The sequence below is a fragment of the Streptomyces sp. NPDC001970 genome, assembly GCF_053594115.1.
This window is the reverse complement of sequence record NZ_JBSFDW010000018.1, coordinates 146986-166647: the sequence shown is the minus strand read 5'-3', so window position 1 is coordinate 166647 and position 19662 is coordinate 146986. Positions and strand designations below refer to the sequence as shown.

Genomic DNA, 19662 nt, shown 5'->3' with positions numbered 1-19662 from the left:
GGAGTGCTTCGATTCGACGGGAGGGCAGTCGCTGGGAGCCAGGGAGGTCGGGGGCCCATGGGGTCGGCAGGCATGACGGTGTGGCGGGAGAAGGGGGACCCGCTGGTCGGCGGTTCCGGCGGCGGGCCCCTGCACGGGCTGCGGCTGGCGGTCAAGGACGTGCACGCCGTCGCGGGGCACCGGCTCGGCGCCGGCAACCCGGCGTGGCTGGCCGAGGCCGAGCCACAGCAGGCCCACTCATGGGCCGTGGGCGCACTACTGGACGCGGGGGCCGACGTGACGGGCATCGCGCAGACCGACGAGTTCGCGTACAGCCTCAACGGCACCAACGCGCACTACGGCACGCCGCCCAACCCGGCAGCCCCGGAACGCGCCCCCGGCGGTTCGTCCAGCGGCCCTGCCGCCGCCGTCGCGCTCGGCGAGGCCGACGCAGGACTCGGCAGCGACACCGCCGGCTCCATCCGGGTGCCCTCCTCGTACTGCGGGCTGTACGGCCTGCGCCCCACGCATGGCGCCGTCCCGACCACCGGCATGCTGCCGCTGGCGCCGTCCTTCGACACCGTCGCCTGGCTCGCACGGGACGCGAGGACGCTGGCGCGGCTCGGCGACGTGCTGCTTCCCCGACTTCCCGAGGCCGGAGCCGTCCGGGCCCCGGAGGCCGGACCACCGTTCCGTACGGCCCTGATCGCCGCCGACCTCGTGGCCCTCGCCGATCCCGCGGTACGCGACGCCTTCCCGCAAGCGGCAGCGGAATGTGCCGCGTCGATCGGACTGCGCACCGAGAACATGCCCTCCGCGGGGTTCGATCCGGCGGGTCTGGCCACGGCGTTCGCCACGGCCCAGGGGGCCGAGGCCTGGGAGTGCGACGGCGCCTGGGTGAGCGCCCACCCCGGCGCCCTCGGCCCCGGGATCGGAGCCCGCTTCGCCCATGCGTCCGAAGTCACCGCGGAGCGCCGGGAAGCCGCCGAGCGGACGGTCCACCGGGCGGGCCGTGCGCTGCGCGCGGCCCTCCCCGAGGACGCGGTCATGCTACTGCCCGCGACGGGCGGCCCGGCACCGCTGATCGACGAGACCCCCGAGCGCAAGGCCGCCCTCCGTGACGCCACCTTCCGCCTCACGTGTCCGGTGAGCGCGGCAGGGCTCCCGTGCCTCGTGCTGCCCCGGATCTCGGTGGCGGGACTGCCCGTCGGCCTGGCGGTGGTCGCGGGCCGTGGGACCGACCGACGGCTCCTGGAGCTCGCACATGCGTGTGTAGGGTGACCGGGTGACGAGAGTCCGGTTGAGCGTGGCGGAGCGACAGGAAGAGCTGCTGCGGGCCGCCGTGGAGCAGATCGAGGCGCGGGGCGTGGCCGCCGTGCGGATCGCCGATGTCGCCTCCGCACTCGGGGTGAGCAACGCCCTGGTGCTGTACCACTTCTCGACCAAGGAGCGGCTCGTCGCCGCCGCCTTCGCCTATGCCGCGGAGGGCGACCTGGCCCACCTGCGCAAGATCCTCGGCCGCCGGACATCCGCGGTACGCCGTCTGCGCACCGCCGTCCGCTGGTACGCCCCGACGGGTCAGGCGAAAGGCTGGCGCCTGTGGATCGAGGGCTGGGCGGCGTCGCTGCGCGAACCCGCCCTGCGCGAAGTGGCCCGCGATCTCGACCAGCAGTGGAAGGCCGAGCTGACCGCGGTCATCGCGGAGGGCGCGACGGCCGGCGAGTTCCGCTGCGCCGACCCTGGGTCGGCGGCGTGGCGGCTGACGGCTCTGCTGGACGGTCTCGCGGTGCAGATGACGTCGTACGCGGGGTCGCTCAGCCGCGCCGCGATGCTGGAGTGGACGGACGAGGCCCTCGCCCGTGAACTGGGGCTCGACCGCGAAGCGCTGACACGGCAGAGTGCGTAGCGCATCGAAGGCTCATGGGAGGGGAAGCGGTGTCCGCGCAGTACAGGGACCGGCCGGAGCTTGACGTCCTGGTGATCGGCGGCAGCGGGGTCGACACGGTCGTCCGCGTCGACTCGCTGCCGGTCCCGCTCGCCGACTCGGTCGGGGTACCCCCGATCACGGAGTGGCCGGGGCACACGGGAGGAAACGTGGCCCTCGGCTGCCGCTCCCTCGGACTCGGCGTCAGATTCCTGGACTTCATCGGAGACGACGCGCCGGGCCTGCAGGTCCGCGAACGACTCGCGGAGGGCGGTGTGGACTTCGCGCACCTGGTCTCCCCCGCCGGTACGCGACGTGCGGTGAACCTGGTCGACTCGGCGGGCCGCAGAATGTCCTTCTACGACGCCCGTGACGCCGTGGATCTTCGCATGCCGCGGGACTTCTACCTGCCGCATCTGCGACGGGCCCGCCACGTCCATCTGTCGATCATGAACTTCGCCCGTTTCCTGTACGACGACATCGCCGAACTCGGTGTTCCCGTCTCCACCGACCTCCACGACTGGGACGGAGTGGACGACTACCACAAGGAGTTCGCACTCCGCTCCGACGTGGTCTTCCTCAGCGCGGCCGGGGCCGGGGATCGGATTGCGTCGGTGATGCGGGAGATACTGCGCGAAGGGCGGGCGGACACCGTGGTCGCGACGGCCGGAGCCGGCGGCTCGTATGTGATGACCCGCGACGGCGGCCGCACACCACGCCCGGTCCCGGCCGTGGCGCCACCCGCGCCGGTGGTGGACTCCAACGGCGCCGGGGACGCGTATGTGTGCGGCTTCCTCTACGGGCGGCTGGCCGGCCTCCCCGCTGCGGACTGTGCCCGGCTGGGCGCGGTGGCCGGGGCCCATGCCTGTACGGGCCGGGGCAGCTCGACGCTGATCCGCCCCGAGGACCTGGCTGCGGCTCAGGTCTGACGCAGCGGTTCGTACACCGACGCGTGGAGCCCGAAGGTCCAGGCGACTCCCTCCTTCGCGGTGCGGGTGCCGGGCGGCACACGGAGCCAGTACGTCTTGTACGTGCCGTCCGGCTCCGGTGTGGAGTTGACGACCTCGACCATGACGACGTCCTCGTCGTCATCGAGCGCGATGCGCCAGAGCACGCCGGTCTCGTCGCGGTGCACGGGCGTGGCGTTCGACTCGGTGAGGTACCGGTCGTAGCCGTAGAACTCGAGCATGACGCGCCGCAGTTCGGCGTTCTCCTCCGTGCGTATCCGCTCGGGGGTCAGTGAGGACAGTCCGGCCAGGAACTCGGCGGGCACGGGCATGCCGCGCCAGGCATGCAGTGCGAAGCCGTCGGGGAACGCGAGCGCCGGGCCGTCGCCGCGGTCGAGGCGCCCGACCTCGTCGCGGTGGAGCTCCACGGGCCGCTCGCAGATCACCACGGCCTTTTCGAACGGCCACCACCAGCCCGCGTGTCCGGCGACCCGGGCGAGTCCGTCGAGCCGCTCGCTGTGGCCGTCGAACGCGGCGAGCCACGCGGCGTCGTGCTGGCCGAGCACCGCGTCGAGCAGGACCAGCCGCACGGCCCTCCGCTCGGTGGCCGCCTCGTCGGCGTCCCCGTCGGCCACCGCAGCGGCCTCTTCGGCGAACGAGTCGGCGACACCGGTCCGTATCCGCTCGGCCAGCGTTCGCGTGCCGTCCCAGAGCAGGGCGCCGGTCCTCCCCCAGTGCTCGGTCCAGCCGGCGGGGCCGAGTTCGTCGTGCATCCTGCGCCGCTCGTCGGCCCAGGGCACAGTCCTCACTTCGTGCCGCACCGAACGTCCCGCGTCCTCGAGCGTGCGCACTGCCGCGACGGCCGACCTGGGCGAACCCGCCCAGACAAACCGCTCGGGTGCCGCGAGCCCGGCCGTGCGGTAGGCCACGCGGACCCCCTCCTCCGCGGCCGCCCGGTCCGCCGGGACCGTCGCCGCCGCGGCGGCACGCCACTTGTCCACGTACTGCATCTCTGCCCCGTCCCCTGATTCCGCTGCTTCCTTGCTGCCTTGCTGCCTTGCTGCCGCCGACTTCGGCTCGTCCGGCTCAGTCGGCCACGATCCGCACCGCACCCGGGATGTACTCCCGCTGGCGCACCACCCGGTACCAGCCCTTGGGGAGCGATATCGGCGCGTGCTCCTCGTGCACCAGCCGCCCGCCCTCGGGGAGATGCAGCAGCATCGGCCCGAACGCACCCGGTTCGCGGACGAGCCGGCCGGGCGCCGCCAGTGCGTGCGCGTGGCCGGTGACCTCGCCGAGGGCGAGCACCAGCCGCCCCCGCCCGTCGCGCGACTCCCCGGGGGCGTCGACGGCGTGTGCCGGGACGGCATCATCAGCGACGGGCACGATCAGCACGTCTCCCTGCCGGTACATGGCTCTCCCCTCCACGGCCGGCACCGAGTGCGCCGGACTCGGTACCGAAGCTAGAGGCAGGGTCTGACAGTCGCCCCGGACCGGCCGCTCCCCGCCCCACGTCGGGCGCTGTCGGTGCGGCTTGGTACAACTGCTCGCACATCACCCGATCAACGCCGTCCGGTGTCTGGAGCATCCGTCATGACCATCTCGGGCCATCTGCAGGAGCTGTACGGCCTGCCCGCGTTCGATTTCCCCGGCGCCGGTGCCAAGGTCGACCAGCTGCCCGATCCGGCCTCCGTCGCCTGGCGGATCGGCGTCGACGCGTACGAGAGCGAGGAGGCCTGGGAGGACGCCTTCGCGCGCTTCGTCGCCACCGTGGACACCACACAGGTGCGGGCGCTGATCGCCGGGGCGTGGAGCGATGCGTACGACAGCGGTCCCGACGAGGTCATAGCCGCCCTGCTGGAGGCGAAGGGGCAGCTGCCTGCGCTGCGCGGCCTGTTTCTGGGCGACATCACCTTCGAGGAGTGCGAGATCTCCTGGATCAACCAGGGCGTGGTGACCCCGCTGTTGGAGGGGTTCCCCGAGCTGGAGGAGTTCGGTGTGCGTGGTGGCTCCGGCCTCGGCTTCCCGGCCGTGGACCACGCGAAGCTGCGCACGCTGCGGGTCGAGACCGGCGGCCTGCCGGTCGAGGTGGTGCGCGGCATCGCGGCGAGCGAGCTGCCCGCGCTGGAGCACCTCGACCTCTGGCTCGGCGTCTCCGAGTACGGCGGGGACGCAGAGCTCGCCGACCTGGAGTCGTTCCTCGCCGGCACCCGGCTGCCCCGGCTTCGTCATCTCGCCCTGCGCAACAGCGAGATCCAGGACGAGATCGCCGCGGCCCTGGCCGGTGCGCCGGTCGTGGCCCGGCTCGAGACGCTGGACCTGTCGATGGGCACGCTCGGCGACGAGGGTGCGGCCGCGCTGCTCGAAGGACAGCCGCTGACGCATCTCAAGAAGCTCGACATGCACCACCATTTCATCGGAGAGGCGATGCGGCAGCGGATGCGTCAGGCCCTGGAGTCCGTCGGCGTGACGGTGGACCTCGACGACGTCCAGGAGCCGTGGGACGACGGTGACGGCCGTTTCACCGCGGTGGCGGAGTGACACGGCCCTCATCACAGCGCTTCGCCGTCGTCGGCAACCCCGAGAACCGTCGTGTCACGTTCTTCCAGGAGGCCGTGCGCGCGACGGGGCTGCCCGACGCGCGCGTGGTGCCATGGCTGGACGTGCTGCACGGCCGAGCGCGTTTCCTGCCGGGCGAGTTGGTCCGTATCGACTCGCCCGGTGAGAACGCAGAGGTGGACGCGCTGCTGCGCGGTGTCGGCGACCCGGCCAGAGTCGAGGGCACCGGCCGCTGGTACGCGCGGTTCACCGAGGCGGTCCAGGACGTGGCCGGTGCTGTCCGTGCCACGGGTGCGACGCTCCTGGACGATCCGGACGAGCTCTTCGTGCTGTTCGACAAGCGGCTCTGTCACGAACGGCTCGCGGCTGCGGGGGTGGCCGTGCCGCCCTCGCCGACTTCGGGGGCCGCGGCTCCTGCCGTGCGCGGCTGGGACGACGTGCGGGCGCGGCTCGCCGAGCCGGGCTTCCGGCGCGCGTTCGTGAAACTCGCCCATGGCTCGTCGGCCTCCGGTGTGCTCGCGGTCGAGGCGGCGGCGGACGGGGGGTTCCGGGCGGCGACCTCGGTCGAGCGGGCCCCGGACGGGCGGCTGTTCAACTCGCTGCGGCTGCGGCGCTACACCTCGGAGTCCGAGATCGCCGCGATCGTGGACGCCCTCGCGCCGGACGGTCTGCACATCGAGCGCTGGCTTCCGAAGGCGGTTCAGCACGGCAGGGCCACCGATCTGCGGGTCGTGGTCGTCGCGGGCAGGGCCACCCATGTCGTGGTACGGACGAGCCGCTCCCCGCTCACCAATCTGCATATGGGCGGGGAACGGGGCGACGTGGCCGGGGCCATGGCCGCCGTGCTGGCGGCGGGCCGCAGTTGGCGCGACGACGTGCTGGGCCTGTGCGAGCGGGCCGCTGCCCGCTTCCCCGGGACCCTGTGCGTCGGCGTCGATCTGCTCCCTGCCACCGGCTGGCGCCGCTTCGCCGTCGGTGAGGTCAACGCGTTCGGCGATCTGCTGCCGCGTCTGACCGGGCTGCCGGGCAGCGAGGCCGAAGGCCTCGACACCTATGCGGCGCAGGTTGCCGCCGCGATCCGCACGAACGACCAGGAACCACCCATGCCGACCTCCACCGACACGACGGACATGCTCGGCACGGCCGACCGGGCCGACCCCACCGGCACGGCCGGCACGGCCGCCACCATCGATTCACCCGACGCGGACACCGTCGACATGGCCTCGGTCGTCGGCTCCCACGATCTGCTCCTCGTCACCCTCGACACACTCCGCTACGACGTCGCGGCCGAGCTCGCGGCAGCCGGCCGGATCCCGAACCTGGCACGTCATCTCCCCGGGGGCGTCTGGGAGAAGCGGCACGCGCCCGGCAGCTTCACCTATGCCTCGCATCAGGCGATCTTCGCCGGGTTCCTGCCGACACCGGCCACGCCCGGCCCTCATCCGCGGCTGTTCGCCGCGCGCTTCGCGGGCAGTGAGACCACGGCGCCCGGCACGTTCGTGTACGACACGCCGGACCTGGTCACGGGACTGGCGCAGGCCGGATATCGGACGGTGTGCATCGGCGGGGTCGGCTTCTTCAACCGGCAGGCCCCTCTGGGCACGGTGCTGCCCGGACTGTTCCAGGAGAGTCACTGGGAACCGGAGTTCGGTGTGGTGTCCCCGGTCTCCTTCGAGGCGCAGGTGGAGCGGGCCGAGCGGATCGTCGCCGGTCTGCCCGACGACCGGCGCCTGTTCCTGTTCGTCAACGTGGCCGCCCTGCACCAGCCCAACTGGTTCCATCTGCCCGGTGCCACGCGCGAAGCGGGCGACTCGCGCGAGACACACGCGGCCGCGCTGGAGTACGTGGACCGCCACATGGGCCGGCTCTTCGCCGCGGCCGGCAGCAGGAGGCCCTGCTTCGTGATCGTCTGCTCCGACCACGGCACGGCGTACGGCGACGACGGGTACACCGGCCACCGGCTCGGCCACGAGGTCGTCTGGACCGTTCCGTACGCCCAGTTCGTCCTTCCGGGACCCGGCCCGGCCGAGGAGGACGCGCGATGAAGGCAATCCGCCCGTACCGGAGCTACGTGTACGCCTACCCGCACAAGACCGCGTACCGGCCGCTCGCCGACCGGCCCGCACTGCGCGAGCTGTGGGCCGCGGAGCCGAAGGACGCACTCTCGCTCTATCTGCACATTCCGTTCTGCGAGGTCCGCTGCGGCTTCTGCAATCTCTTCACCCGCATCGGCGCGCCCGACGAGCTCACCACGGTCTATCTCGACGCGCTGGAACGGCAGGCGACAGCCGTCCGTGACGCGCTCGGAGACTCGGACCCGGTGCGGTTCGCCACCGCTGCCCTCGGCGGTGGGACACCCACCTTCCTCACGGCCGGCGAGCTGGAGCGGTTGTGCGACATCGCGGAAAAGCGGATGGGCGCCGATCTGCGTGCGGTGCCGCTGTCGGTGGAGACCTCCCCGGCGACGGCGACCGCCGACCGGCTCTCCGTGCTCGCCGAGCGTGGCACGACCCGGCTGAGCATCGGTGTGCAGAGCTTCGTCGACGAGGAGGCGAAGGCTGCCGTGCGCCCGCAGCGCCGCGCCGACGTGGAGGCCGCGCTGGGCCGGATCCGGGAGGCCCGGGTCCCTGTCCTCAACATCGACCTGATCTACGGCATCGACGGCCAGACCGAGGCGACCTGGCGCGGGTCGCTCGATGCCGCGCTCGCCTGGCGGCCCGAGGAGCTGTATCTCTATCCGCTCTACGTCCGCCCGCTGACCGGTCTCGGCCGCCTCGCCGGCCCGGACGCGGACACCGCGTGGGACGACCAGCGGCTGCGCCTGTACCGCCAGGGGCGCGATCACCTCCTGGCCCACGGCTACGAGCAGGTGTCGATGCGGATGTTCCGGCGCGCGGACGTGCCGCAGCAGGGGGCAGACGACTACGCCTGCCAGACCGACGGCATGATCGGCCTCGGCTGCGGGGCCCGGTCGTACACCTCAGGACTGCACTACTCCTTCGACTACGCCGTCGACATGCGCGAGATACGGGCGATCATCGACGACTACACCCGGACCGAGGACTTCTCGCGCGCCGAGGTCGGCCGGCGGATGGACGACGACGAGACGCGCCGCCGCCATCTGCTCCAGTCACTGCTCCAGGCGCGGGGGATGAGGGCCGCGGAGTACCGGGAGCGGTTCGGCAGCGCCCCGGCCGACGACTTCCGCGCCGAGCTCGCCGCGTTCGCCGACCGCGGCTGGCTGGAGGAGAGCGACGGCCTGCTGCGGCTGACACCGGAAGGGCTTGCGTACTCGGACGCGCTCGGCCCGGAGCTGTTCTCACCCGCCGTACGCGCCGCGATGGTCGCGTACGAGCTCAAGTGACGAAGGGGTGAGAATCAGGTGGATCTGACGATCCTGTACCGGGGGCCGCTCGCCTCCTGCGACTACGACTGCCCCTACTGCCCGTTCGCCAAGCGCCGAGACAGCCGGGAGCAGTTGCGCGCGGACCGGCTGGCGCTGGAGCGCTTCGCGGACTGGGCGGCGGAGCGGACGGACGACCGTCTGTCGGTGCTGTTCACCCCGTGGGGCGAGGGTCTGGTCCGCTCCTGGTACCGGCGCACCCTGGCCGGGCTGTCCCGGCTGCCGCACATCCGCAGAGTCGCCATCCAGACCAATCTGAGCTGCCGCACCGACTGGCTCGCGGACGCCGACACGGGCACGCTGGCGCTGTGGTGCACGTACCACCCGGGCCAGACGCCGTACGACCGCTTCCTCGGCAAATGTCGTGAACTGACCGACCGGGGCGTCCGGTTCAGCGTCGGGATCGTCGGCTTCGAGGAGCATCTGGAGCAGGCGCGCCGGCTCCGGGCCGATCTTCCCCCGCATGTGTATCTGTGGGTCAACGCGGCCGAGGGGCGCACGTACACCGACCAGGAGGCCGACCGCTGGACGGCCCTCGACCCCCTCTTCCCGTACAGCCGCCATCCGCACCGCTCGGCCGGGCTGCCGTGCCGCACGGGCGAGTCGGTGATCTCGGTGGACGGGGACGGGACGGTGCGGCGCTGCCACTTCGTCCGTTCCGAGCTCGGCAATCTCTACGACGGCTCGTACCGGGCGGCACTTCGGCCCCGGCCGTGTCCGCTCGCCGTGTGCGACTGCCACATCGGATACGTCCATCTGGAGTCGCTGCCGCTGTACGACCTGTTCGCGGGCGGGGTCCTGGAGCGGATCCCCGCCGCCGCGAACGGGAGGGTTCACAGCGGAAGCAGATCAGGACGCTTCGGCTCCACGTGATCACCGGAGGACTCGCCCCGCAGCCGCCTGCCGATCCACGGGGCGAGGTACTCGCGCGCCCAGTGGATGTCGTCGCGCCGGACCTCGAGCGTGCCGCGCGGCGGCAGCGGGGGCCATGGCTGGTCCGGGTCGACGGGGACGTGGAAGCCGAGGACCTGGGCGGCGCGGAGCGCCACGCGCGTGTGTCCCTCGGGGGACAGATGCAGCCGGTCGTCGTCCCAGGCGCGCCTGTCCTGGACGGACTTGAGCGACCAGAGGTCGAGGACCGGGCAGTCGTAGCGGTCGGCGATGGCGCGGACGTGCGCGGTGTACGTGGCGATCTTGCCGCGCAGGTGGCGCAGCACGGGCACACCGCGGGTGTCGAAGCCGGTGGTCACCATGACGGTGCCGACGGCCGAGGTGAGGGCGGCGACGGCTCGTTCGAAGCGCTCGGCGACGTCGTCGGGGTCGGTGCCGGGCCGGATGATGTCGTTGCCGCCCGCGCAGAACGTCACCAGGTCGGGGGCGAGTTCCCTTGCGCGCGGGACCTGTTCCGCCACGATCTGGTCGAGAAGGCGGCCGCGCACGGCGAGGTTGGCGTAGCGGAAGGTGTGCTCCGGTGCGCGGTCGTCGAGCAGGACCGCCAGGCGATCCGCCCATCCCACGAACCGACCCTCGGGTCCGGGGTCCCCGACGCCCTCGGTGAAGCTGTCACCGATCGCCGCGTACGACCCGAATGCCCTGTTTTCCCTTGATCTCGAATCGTCTGCCACGTCGAGACATCATTCACGGCGCTAAGTGACCTACGCCACCGTAGGGAGGGGTTGACGGGGCGTGAGATAGACCACCTGGTCAGTTTTCCGCTCAGCGGGAATATGGCGGCACACACACGCCCGCCGCCCTCCGGGTCAGGTCGGAGGGCGGCGGACGCTGCTGACGTTACGTCAGGTTCAGATCGAGACGCCGTACTGGCGGAGGTAGGCGAGCGGGTCCATGTCCGAGCCGTAGTTCGGGGTGGTGCGGATCTCGAAGTGCAGGTGCGGACCGGTGGAGTTGCCGGTGGAGCCGGAGAGGCCGATCTGCTGCCCGCCGGTGACGCTCTCGCCGGACGAGATGGAGAGCTGGGAGAGGTGAGCGTACTGCGAGTACGTGCCGTCGTCGTGCCGGATGACGACCTGGTTGCCGTACGCGCCGGCCCAGCCGGCCGAGACGACGGTGCCGGGGCCGACCGACTTGACGGAGGTGCCGGTGGGGGCCGCGAAGTCGACACCGGTGTGGTAACCGCTGGACCACATGGCGCCGGCGGTGCGGTAGGCGGTGGTCATGCTCGCGTCGACCGGGGCGAAGTAGCCGGAGAAGTTGCTCTGCGCGGCGGGGGCAGGGGCGGCGGCAGCGGCACCGGCGGGGGCCTGGGCGGCACCGGATCCGGACTCGGCGCGCACCTGCGTGCGTTCGGCCTTCGCCGGAGCCTCGGCCCGCGCGTCGGCCTTGGCGGGCGCCTCGGCCTTGGCGGGCGCCTCGGCCTTCGACGCCTTCGCCTTCGTCTTCTCCTTGGCGGGGGCCTCGGCCGGAGCCTTCGCCTGGGCCTTGGCGCCGAGCGTGAGCTTGAGACCCGGGTGGATGAGCGACGGGTTCTCGCCGACGGCTTCGCGGTTGTCCGCGTACAGCTTCTTCCAGCCGCCCCGGACGTCCTGCTCCACGGCGATCTTCGACAGGTAGTCACCGGACACGACCGTGTAGGTCTTGGCCGCCTTCCCCGTCCGGTCCGCCTGGGGGGCGGCGGCCTTCTGGGCGACGGTGGCGACGCGCTCGGGGGTGACGGTGGGCGCGGACGTGTCCGCGGCGTGCGCACCCGCGGCGCCGATCAGGGGGAGTGCGATGGCGGCACCACCCGTGCCCGCGGCGACGAATCCGCGCGAGATGGGGTTGGTCCTCGGACGACGATGCTTGCCCTTGGGCATGGCGAATTCCTCTCCGGCGCCTACGAGGTGAGCTGTCGGGTGCGGGCTGGAGACGCCCGGCCGCGAGGTGTGCGGCTTGACCCCTAGCCGTCCGGAACTCCGGTCGGCGTTCTACCTGGGTCCCCCGCTCCTGCCACGCGTGGGGGTGGGTGCGTATTCCGGTCGGCGGCAGGATTAGGCGGTCCGACCGGATTGCGGCGAACTTAAGGGAGCCGGTCGACGGGAACAAGCCACCTCATTAACCCGGCATTCACCCAGGTAGCGACAACAGGGAATTCCCGGTCACCCTCCGTCGATTACGGATCTGTGATTGCCTTGCGGACAAAGGCAATTGATTGCGGGACACGACAACAGAACGTCACGAATATGATCCCGCTCACGCAACGGAGCCCATCCCCCTTGTAACCGGGGCGTGTTCCACTAAAGGCCTCAATACGGACAGAAGCCCCAATAGGCATGAATCCCACTAGATGTGCCCGTAAGGGCGGAAGGGTCAGATCCGGCCGGACCTGCGCCTCAGCCGGAGCACCACCGCGTCGCGATCACCGCGCAGCCCCGTGTCCATTCCGTGATGCAGCAGCACCGCACCCCGGTGGACGGTCTCCGTGTCCAGACACTCGTACGCCGCCGCCGGGTCGAGCCCGCACAGCCTGAGCGCGGGCGGCCGCTCCCCGTGGCGCTGCGCCTCGAGCCAGGCCAGGACGATGACCTCGTCGCCGCGCACGTACTGCACAGCGCTCAGCCCGCCCTCCGGCGGGCGCAGCCGGTGGAGCTCGCCGTGCTGCACGACCGGCCTGATCTTCTTATAGAGGTCCACCCAGCCGCGGGCCTCGGTCAGCTCGTCCTCACTCCACCGCGCGAGGTCGCCGCCGATGCCCAGCACCCCGGCCATCGCGCTGACGAAACGGAACCGCAGGGAGCTGATCCTGCCGTTGAGCTGCACATTCGGGCTGTCCGTCACCCAGGCGGCCATGACCCGGGCCGGATGCAGCTGCGAGAAGCCGTGCTGGATGGCCAGCCGGTCCAGCGGATCGGTGTTGTCGGAGGTCCAGACCTGATCGGTACGGGAGAGTATCCCCAGGTCGATCCGGCCACCGCCGCCCGAGCAGGACTCGAAGGCGACGGCCGGGTGCGCCGCCCGCAGCCGGTCCAGCAGGGAGTAGAGCGCCTCGACGTGCTCGACCCAGAGCCTCTGGGGGTACGGCTCCCCCGGCCAGCCGGCATCCGTGAAGCAGCGGTTGAAGTCCCACTTCACGTAGTCGATGGGGGCCGAGGCCAGCAGCCCGTCCAGCTGTTCCCAGAGGTGGTCCTGGACGTCCTGGCGGGCGAGGTTCAGCACCAGCTGGTTGCGGAATTCGGTCCGGGCCCGGCCCGGACGGTGCTGGATCCACTCGGGGTGGGCGCGGTGGAGATCGCTGTCGGCGTTGACCATCTCCGGCTCGACCCAGATCCCGAACTGCATGCCCAGCGCGTGCACTTCGTCGGCGAGCGGCTTCAGCCCCTGCGGGAAGCGGTCCGGATTCGGCGTCCAGTCGCCGAGCCCGGCCCGGTCGCTGGTGCGCCGCCCGAACCAGGCGTCGTCCACGACGAAGAGCTCGACCCCGATCCCGGCCGCCCGGCGCGCCAGGGCCCGCTGCTGCTCCTCCGAGATGTCGAAGCCGGTGGCCTCCCAGGAGTTGTAGAGGACCGGCCGGGAAGCCCGCGCGTCCGGAATGACATGGGCGAGCTGCCAGGAATGCCAGGCGCGGCTTGCCGCGCCGAAGCCACCATCCGTCCAAAGTCCGGCAAATACGGGCGAAATATATGATTCGCCCGGCGCGAGGAGCAGCAGCCCGGAGTCGTCGTATCCGGCTCCGCCGTTGATCTGCACCCGGCCGTCGGGCAGGTGCTGGACGGCGATCCGCCATGATCCCGACCAGCCGAGCGCACAGCCGTACACCTCGCCCGTCTCCTCCGTGGCCTCACCGTCGTCGACGGCGACCCAGGGCAGGTGCTGGTGCCCGGTGTGCCCGCGACGCGACCCGAGCACCTTCTCGCCGTACGTGAGCTCCGACCGCACGAGAAGGGACTCGGCCGCCCAGCGGCCGTGCAGCTGCGAGAGCCGGCGCCGGTCGCGACCCGGCAGTGTCCACACGGCGGCGTCGGCGCGCAGCAGCTCCAGCGCCGCTCCCTGGCCGGCATGGGCCACCGTGACCCAGCGCTCGATCACGTCGGAGTCGTCCCGCATCCGGTAGTGGAGGGTCAGCGCGAGACCGTGCAGCGGGTCAACGAAGCGCAGCCGCAGCTCGTCACCGTCCGCCTGGGCGTCGTCGAAGCGCCACTCGGTGCCGCGCACCTCCTGCGTGCGTACGGAGAGGGCGGGCCGTACGAAGCGGGGGCCGCCCTCGACCGGGTACTCCTCGTGCCCGTCGAGCTGTGACTCGAACGGCCAGTAGGGCGGGAGGGGCCGGGCCGCGAGCGCCTCGGCGTCGGCCGGTCCGATCCGGGGTCCCCAGTGCAGATGCAGCAGCTCGTCGCGGTCGGTGACGTGCAGCGCGTAGCTGCCCGTACGCCCGGACAGAAGCCAGATGCGCCCCTCACCGACCGACTGGATCACCGCAACCCCCCAGATCCACACAGGTCCGCACATCATCGACCGGAACCGTCCCTGGAGGCAACGGTCTTGGCGCCGCAACCGAGATGATTGCCTGAGGAATCGATGTCGTAGGGTCGGGAGCGCGCCATCGTCGGCGAGCAGTGCCGACCGCAGACACGGAGGAGCCCCCGTGACGCAGCAGCTGCCCCAGACCCCGTCGACCGAACCCGAGCTCGCAGGGGTGCGCAACTTCAGGGACGTGGGCGGACTGCCTACCGTCGACGGGCGACGCGTGCAGTACGGACGGCTCTTCCGCAGCGGCCACCTCGCGCACGCCACCGAGAGCGACGCCACCTTCCTCGCCTCGCTCGGGCTCCATACGATCTTCGACTTCCGCAACGCCGCGGACCACAAGCTGGAGGGCCTCGACGTCGAGCTGCCCGGCGTGCGGAACGTGAACATCCCGCTCAGCGACCCTGCCGACGGCGCCGAATTCTGGAAGATGGTCCGCGACGGCGACCTCGAGCAGCTCAGGTCGATCCTCGCGGACGGCAAGGCGGCCGACCGGATGTCCGCCTCCTACCGCATGATCATCAAGGAGCGCACGGCGGAGCACAGCCGGGTGCTGCACGCGCTGGCGGATGACAGCGTCCCGGCGCTGATGCACTGCGCGGCGGGCAAGGACCGCGCGGGACTGTCGATCGCCATCTCGCTGCTGGCGGTGGGCGTCGAGCGGGACGCCATCGAGGCCGACTACCTCAAGTCCAACGACCCCCACCGCCGCTACAAGGTGCGCCGCAGCGACACCTCCCCCGCCGGGATGTCGCCCGAGGTCATGGAGCTCCTCAGCCCGCTCTTCGACGCCCGGGCCGACTATCTTGCGGCGGCTTTCGAGACGATCGAGGAGACCTGGGGCGGAACCGAGCGCTACTTCGCCGAGGGCCTCGGGATCTCGCCCGAGACGCGTGAGCGCCTGCGCGAGCGGCTGCTGGACGGCTCGGTCTGAGTCTCCCGGCCGAGTCTGCGGACCGGCTCTCCGGACCGGCTCTCCGGACCACGGTCGGGGTCACTCGGCCCCGACGGTGAACAGCAGACAGAGGAAGGCCGCGAAGATGTGGCCTGCCACCAGATACGCGAAGAGCCGGACGATCAGCCCGACGGGGAACTTCTGCCCCTGGTTCGCCTCCTGGCTCGACGACCCCTGCGTGACGGGTCTCCTCAGGCGTGCGGGTGTGCGTGCGGGTCGGGGCTCTGCAGCAGGGTGTGGACGAACAGCAGCTCGGCGCCGCCGCGCGTGGCGGCGGCGATCCGGTGCGGGGTGAGCGAGTCGAAGTGGGCGCTGTCCCCGGATTCGAGCTCGTGCACGGTGTCGCCGAGGCCGAGCCGCAGCCGGCCTTCCAGCACGTACAGCCACTCCTCGCCGGGATGGACCCGGACCAGGGCGCCCTGGCTCCCGTAGGGCACACGCACGCGCAGGGCCTGCATGGCCCGCCCACGGCCACCGGCCTGCCGGTACGTCCAGCCGTCGGCCTCCGCCGGGCCCATCTCGCCGCCCCGGATGATCGCGTCGCGCTCCGGTGCCGACTCGCCGAGGAGGTCGGAAACCGTCGTACCGTAGGTCCTGGCGAGGGCGAGGAGCATCGGCAGCGACGGTTGCCGGTTGCCGGTCTCCAGCCGGGAGAGATGGGCGGGCGAGAGGCCCGCCCGTTGCGCCGCGGCCTCCAGGGTGAGGCTGCGGCGGCGGCGCAGTTCGCGCAGCCGGGGCGCGACGTCGGGCAGCTCGTCCGCAGACTGCCCCACCGGCCCGCCTGCCTGGTGTCCGCTGGGAAGGCTCATGCCTTCATTGCATCAGCACTTTTCCTCTGAGGCAAATCTATTGCCCCAAAGGCAAAGGACCGGAAGTGCCGCTTGCGCCGCCGCTCAGGCGGCGGGGCGCTGGTGCACCCCCGCCGCACCCGCGTCCACGCCCGCTGCTGCCCGCCCCCGAACGCCGCCGCCTCGATGGGCGGGGGACGCGACGCGGCGGCCGGATCGGGGACGGCGGTCAAGGGCCGCGGGCGCCACGCAGGCGCCGGCGGCAGCAGCCGGGCCGCCCGAAGCGACCGGCCGGAAGCGGGCCGCCGCCGAGAACGGCCCGCGAGGCTCAGCGGTTGGCGACGGCCTGCTTCACGAGCGTCTTGCCGAAGTCCCACATCAGCCCACTGCCGCCGTGCGCGTCGTCCATCACGGCCGTGAAGGCCTCGACGAAACGGTCGACGTCCGCCTCTCCGATGATCAGTGGCGGAATGAGCTTGATCACTTCCAGATGGTCGCCGGAGACCTGGGTGAGGATGCGGTGCTTCTGCAGCAGCGGTACGACCACCATCTGCGCGAAGAGTCCCTTGCGGGCAGCCTGCAGCATGGTCCAGCGGCTGCGCAGCTTCAGGGACGACGGCCTGCCGAACTCGATCCCGACCATCAGCCCGCGCCCGCGGACCTCCCGCAGCAGCTCGTAGCGGTCGACGAGCGCCGCGAGCCGCCTTCGCAGCAGATCCCCGGTCGCCCGTGCGTTGACGACCACCTGCTCATCCTCGATCACGGAGAGGACGGCGAGCCCGGCGGCCATCGCCTGCGCGTTGGAGCCGAAGCTGGCCGAGTGCACCAGCACCCGGTCCATCGACGAGTAGACCTTCTTGAAGATCCAGTCCTTGCCGAGGGTCGCGCCGACGGGCACATAGCCGCCCGAGAGCGCCTTCGCGACACACACCAGATCGGGCTCGACGCCGTCCTCGTGCTGGTACGCGTAGAAGTCGCCGGTCCTGCCGAGGCCGGTCTGCACCTCGTCGGCGATGAGCAGCGCCTTGTGGCGGTGCAGCAGCTCCTGGGCCGCGCCGAGGAATCCGGGCGGGGCCTCGTGCACACCCTTGCCCTGAATGGGCTCCACGACGAAGCCCGCCACATCGCCGCGCTTCAGCTCGCGCTCCAGTGCGGCGAGATCGCCGAGCTCGATCGCGGTGTCCGGCAGCAGCGGGGCGAAGCCGTCGCGGAAGCCTGCCTCGCCGTTGACCGAGAGCGAGCCGGTGGTGAGCCCGTGGAAGGCGTGGGCGCAGTACAGGATCCGGGGCTTCCCGGTCGCGTACCGGGCGAACTTGAGGGCCGTCTCGACCGCCTCAGTACCGCTGTTCCCGAAGAAGACCCGGTCCAGGTGCGGGCTGTGGGCCAGGAGCTTCTCGGCGAGCAGTCCGGGCAGCGGTGCGCAGTCGAAACGGGTGAGGTCGGCGAGCGAGGCGTCGAGGACGTCGTGCAGCGCCTTGCGGACGACGGGGTGGTGGCGGCCGAGGCCCATGACCCCGAAGCCGGCGAGCATGTCGAGGTAGTCGTTGCCGTCGGCGTCCCAGAAGTGCGCGCCCTCGGCCCGCTCGTACACCTTGTCGAAGCCGATGGTGTGGAGCATCCGCGGCAGCTGGTGGTTGAGATGCCGTGCGTGCAGCTCGTACCGTTCGCCGCCGCGCTCCGCGAGCAGCCGCCCGAGGTCGAACTCCTTGCTCATGGGCCGTACTCCTCGGTCTCGACGGTCTGCGTGCGGCGCGCCAGCGCGGCGCTGATCCGTCCGGCGATCTCCACCGGTGTCAGCCCGATGTCCGCCAGCACCTCGCCCCGCTTCGCGTGCGGGAGGAACTGCTCGGGGATACCGAAGGTGCGCAGCGGTACGTCCACGTCGGCGTCCTGCAGCGCCTGTCCGACCGCAGAGCCGACGCCGCCCGCCCTGCTGTTGTCCTCGACGACCGCGACCAGGCGATGCCGTTCGGCGAGCGGTGCGAGCTGCTCGTCGACGGGCTTGACCCAGCGCGGGTCGACGACGGTGCAGCGCAGTCCGCGGGCCTCCAGCAGATCGGCGGCCTGCAGGCACACGGACGCGAGCGCTCCGACGGAGACGATCAGTACCTCGGCGTCGTCGCCGCGGTGCAGGACGTCCATGCCGCCGACCCGCCCGAGCGCCGGGACCGGCTCGCCGGCCGCCTCCTTGGGAAAGCGCAGCACGGTCGGCGCGTCGGTCACGTCGACGGCCTCGCGGAGCTGGGCCCGCAGCTGGTCGGCGTCGCGCGGGGCGGCGATCCTGAGGCCGGGGACGACCTGGAGGATCGACATGTCCCACATGCCGTTGTGGGACGCGCCGTCGGTGCCGGTGACACCGGCCCGGTCGAGGACGAATGTGACACCGCACTTGTGCAGTGCCACATCCATCAGCACCTGGTCGAAGGCACGGTTGAGGAACGTCGCGTAGACCGCGAAGACGGGATGGACGCCGCCGGTGGCGAGGCCCGCGGCCGAGACCGCGCCGTGCTGCTCGGCGATGCCGACGTCCCAGACGCGGTCGGGAAAGCGCTCGGCGAACTTCGTCAGCCCGACCGGGTGCAGCATGGCCGCGGTGATCGCCACCACGTCGGGCCGCTCCGCCCCGATCGCGGCGATCTCGTCCCCGAACACCGAGGTCCAGGACGGGCCGCCGGCGGGCACCAGCGGCTCGCAGGTCAGCGGGTCCATCACGCCCACGCTGTGGAAGCGGTCGGCCTCGTCCTCCAGCGCCGGCTGGTAGCCGCGGCCCTTCTGCGTCAGGCAGTGCACCAGCACCGGACCGTGGAAGCGTTTGGCCCGGCGCAGCGCCGACTCGACGGCCGCGATGTCGTGGCCGTCTATGGGGCCGACGTACTTCAGCCCCAGGTCCTCGAACATGCCCTGCGGGGCGAAGGCGTCCTTGAAGCCCTTCTTCGCGCCGTGCAGCGACTCGTACAGCGGTCGGCCGACGACGGGTGTGTGCTGGAGGACGTCCTTGCCCCAGGCGAGGAAGCGCTCGTAGCCGTCGGTGGTACGCAGGGTCGCGAGGTGGTTGGCGAGGCCGCCGATCGTCGGGGCGTAGGAGCGCTCGTTGTCGTTGACGACGATGATCAGCGGGCGGTCCTTGGCGTCCGCGATGTTGTTGAGCGCCTCCCAGGCCATGCCGCCGGTCAGTGCACCGTCACCGATGACCGCGACGACGTGGTCGGTTCGGCCGAGGACCTGGTGGGCCTTGGCGAGCCCGTCCGCCCAGCCGAGGACGGTGGAGGCGTGGGAGTTCTCGATGACGTCGTGCTCGGACTCCTCGCGGGACGGGTATCCGGACAGGCCGCCCTTGCCGCGCAGCTTGGAGAAGTCCTGCCGGCCGGTGAGGAGCTTGTGGACGTAGCTCTGGTGCCCGGTGTCCCACAGGATCCGGTCGACCGGCGAGTCGAAGACCCGGTGGAGTGCGATGGAGAGCTCCACCACGCCGAGATTGGGCCCCAGATGGCCTCCGGTCCTGGCCACCGCATGGATCAGGAACTCCCTGATGTCCTCGGCCAGTTCGTCGAGTTCTGCTTCGTGCAGCGCCTTGAGATCGCGCGGCCCACGGATGTTCTCCAGAACGGTCACGTTCGGGCCCCCTCTCTGATCTGTTCGTCTCACGG

General features: G+C 71.6%; 17 protein-coding genes, 1 pseudogene and 1 riboswitch. Of the genes and pseudogenes, 9 read left to right on the top strand and 9 right to left on the bottom strand.

Annotated features, from left to right (window positions below; translation table 11 throughout):
- Positions 1–57 precede the first annotated feature (57 nt).
- Genes ACWCP0_RS22500 through ACWCP0_RS22490 form a run of 3 tightly spaced genes read left to right on the top strand, consistent with a single transcriptional unit; the run spans position 58 to position 2832 of the window.
- Positions 58–1260 carry an amidase gene (locus tag ACWCP0_RS22500; protein WP_451080580.1) on the top strand — a complete coding sequence of 401 codons (1203 nt, stop codon included), beginning with the start codon at positions 58–60 and terminating at the stop codon, positions 1258–1260.
- Between the two features lie 4 nt (positions 1261–1264).
- The gene (locus ACWCP0_RS22495; protein WP_451080579.1) at positions 1265–1885 is read left to right on the top strand and encodes a TetR/AcrR family transcriptional regulator; all 621 of its coding nucleotides are present in this window, start codon (positions 1265–1267) and stop codon (positions 1883–1885) included.
- Positions 1886–1914: 29 nt separating this feature from the next.
- A complete protein-coding gene (locus ACWCP0_RS22490; protein WP_451080578.1) occupies positions 1915–2832 on the top strand; it encodes a carbohydrate kinase family protein in 918 nt (305 codons plus the stop codon).
- Here ACWCP0_RS22490 and ACWCP0_RS22485 read toward each other — a convergent pair.
- A complete protein-coding gene (locus tag ACWCP0_RS22485) occupies positions 2823–3860 on the bottom strand; it encodes a DUF6745 domain-containing protein (protein ID WP_451080577.1) in 1038 nt (345 codons plus the stop codon). The two genes, ACWCP0_RS22490 and ACWCP0_RS22485, sit on opposite strands and share 10 nt — an antisense overlap.
- A 76-nt stretch (positions 3861–3936) precedes the next feature.
- Positions 3937–4263: a hypothetical protein gene (locus ACWCP0_RS22480; RefSeq protein WP_451080576.1), complete on the bottom strand. Its 327-nt coding sequence runs from the start codon at positions 4261–4263 to the stop codon at positions 3937–3939.
- A 180-nt stretch (positions 4264–4443) separates the two neighbouring features.
- Between ACWCP0_RS22480 and ACWCP0_RS22475 the strand changes: the two genes are divergently transcribed.
- The 5 genes and pseudogenes from ACWCP0_RS22475 to ACWCP0_RS22455 all read left to right on the top strand — a co-directional run bounded on the left by ACWCP0_RS22475 (position 4444) and on the right by ACWCP0_RS22455 (position 9685).
- Positions 4444–5391, top strand: a complete 948-nt coding sequence (locus ACWCP0_RS22475; RefSeq protein WP_451080575.1) for an STM4015 family protein — start codon at positions 4444–4446, stop codon at positions 5389–5391.
- A pseudogene (locus ACWCP0_RS22470) lies at positions 5388–6488 on the top strand (STM4014 family protein); the annotation flags it as partial. The gene ACWCP0_RS22475 and the pseudogene ACWCP0_RS22470, both read left to right, overlap by 4 nt.
- A 138-nt stretch (positions 6489–6626) precedes the next feature.
- A complete protein-coding gene (locus ACWCP0_RS22465) occupies positions 6627–7454 on the top strand; it encodes an STM4013/SEN3800 family hydrolase (RefSeq protein ID WP_451080602.1) in 828 nt (275 codons plus the stop codon).
- Complete coding sequence (locus ACWCP0_RS22460; protein ID WP_451080574.1) at positions 7451–8773, top strand: STM4012 family radical SAM protein; 1323 nt, start codon at positions 7451–7453, stop codon at positions 8771–8773. The genes ACWCP0_RS22465 and ACWCP0_RS22460 overlap by 4 nt, the downstream gene beginning before the upstream one ends.
- 18 nt (positions 8774–8791) lie before the next feature.
- Positions 8792–9685, top strand: a complete 894-nt coding sequence (locus tag ACWCP0_RS22455) for an STM4011 family radical SAM protein (RefSeq protein ID WP_451080573.1) — start codon at positions 8792–8794, stop codon at positions 9683–9685.
- Here ACWCP0_RS22455 and ACWCP0_RS22450 read toward each other — a convergent pair.
- The 3 genes from ACWCP0_RS22450 to ACWCP0_RS22440 all read right to left on the bottom strand — a co-directional run bounded on the left by ACWCP0_RS22450 (position 9646) and on the right by ACWCP0_RS22440 (position 14221).
- Positions 9646–10437 (bottom strand): SGNH/GDSL hydrolase family protein, encoded by a 792-nt coding sequence (locus ACWCP0_RS22450; protein ID WP_451080572.1) that lies wholly within the window; start codon positions 10435–10437, stop codon positions 9646–9648. The two genes, ACWCP0_RS22455 and ACWCP0_RS22450, sit on opposite strands and share 40 nt — an antisense overlap.
- Before the next feature lie 177 nt (positions 10438–10614).
- Positions 10615–11625: a M23 family metallopeptidase gene (locus ACWCP0_RS22445; protein ID WP_451080571.1), complete on the bottom strand. Its 1011-nt coding sequence runs from the start codon at positions 11623–11625 to the stop codon at positions 10615–10617.
- Positions 11626–11629: 4 nt separating this feature from the next.
- Positions 11630–11787: riboswitch (cyclic di-AMP (ydaO/yuaA leader) on the bottom strand.
- 331 nt (positions 11788–12118) lie between these two features.
- Positions 12119–14221 carry an alpha-galactosidase gene (locus tag ACWCP0_RS22440; protein ID WP_451080570.1) on the bottom strand — a complete coding sequence of 701 codons (2103 nt, stop codon included), beginning with the start codon at positions 14219–14221 and terminating at the stop codon, positions 12119–12121.
- Between the two features lie 169 nt (positions 14222–14390).
- Between ACWCP0_RS22440 and ACWCP0_RS22435 the strand changes: the two genes are divergently transcribed.
- On the top strand, positions 14391–15206 hold the full coding sequence (locus ACWCP0_RS22435) for a tyrosine-protein phosphatase (protein WP_451080569.1): 816 nt from the start codon (positions 14391–14393) through the stop codon (positions 15204–15206).
- 60 nt (positions 15207–15266) lie between these two features.
- Here ACWCP0_RS22435 and ACWCP0_RS22430 read toward each other — a convergent pair whose 3' ends face one another.
- The 4 genes from ACWCP0_RS22430 to dxs all read right to left on the bottom strand — a co-directional run bounded on the left by ACWCP0_RS22430 (position 15267) and on the right by dxs (position 19627).
- The gene (locus tag ACWCP0_RS22430) at positions 15267–15422 is read right to left on the bottom strand and encodes a DUF6126 family protein (protein WP_451080601.1); all 156 of its coding nucleotides are present in this window, start codon (positions 15420–15422) and stop codon (positions 15267–15269) included.
- The gene (locus ACWCP0_RS22425; RefSeq protein WP_451080568.1) at positions 15419–16036 is read right to left on the bottom strand and encodes a helix-turn-helix domain-containing protein; all 618 of its coding nucleotides are present in this window, start codon (positions 16034–16036) and stop codon (positions 15419–15421) included. Before ACWCP0_RS22425 ends, ACWCP0_RS22430 begins: the two co-directional genes overlap by 4 nt.
- 307 nt (positions 16037–16343) lie before the next feature.
- Positions 16344–17729, bottom strand: a complete 1386-nt coding sequence (locus tag ACWCP0_RS22420) for an aspartate aminotransferase family protein (RefSeq protein ID WP_451080567.1) — start codon at positions 17727–17729, stop codon at positions 16344–16346.
- Complete coding sequence (dxs, locus tag ACWCP0_RS22415) at positions 17726–19627, bottom strand: 1-deoxy-D-xylulose-5-phosphate synthase (RefSeq protein ID WP_451080566.1); 1902 nt, start codon at positions 19625–19627, stop codon at positions 17726–17728. Before dxs ends, ACWCP0_RS22420 begins: the two co-directional genes overlap by 4 nt.
- Positions 19628–19662 lie beyond the last annotated feature (35 nt).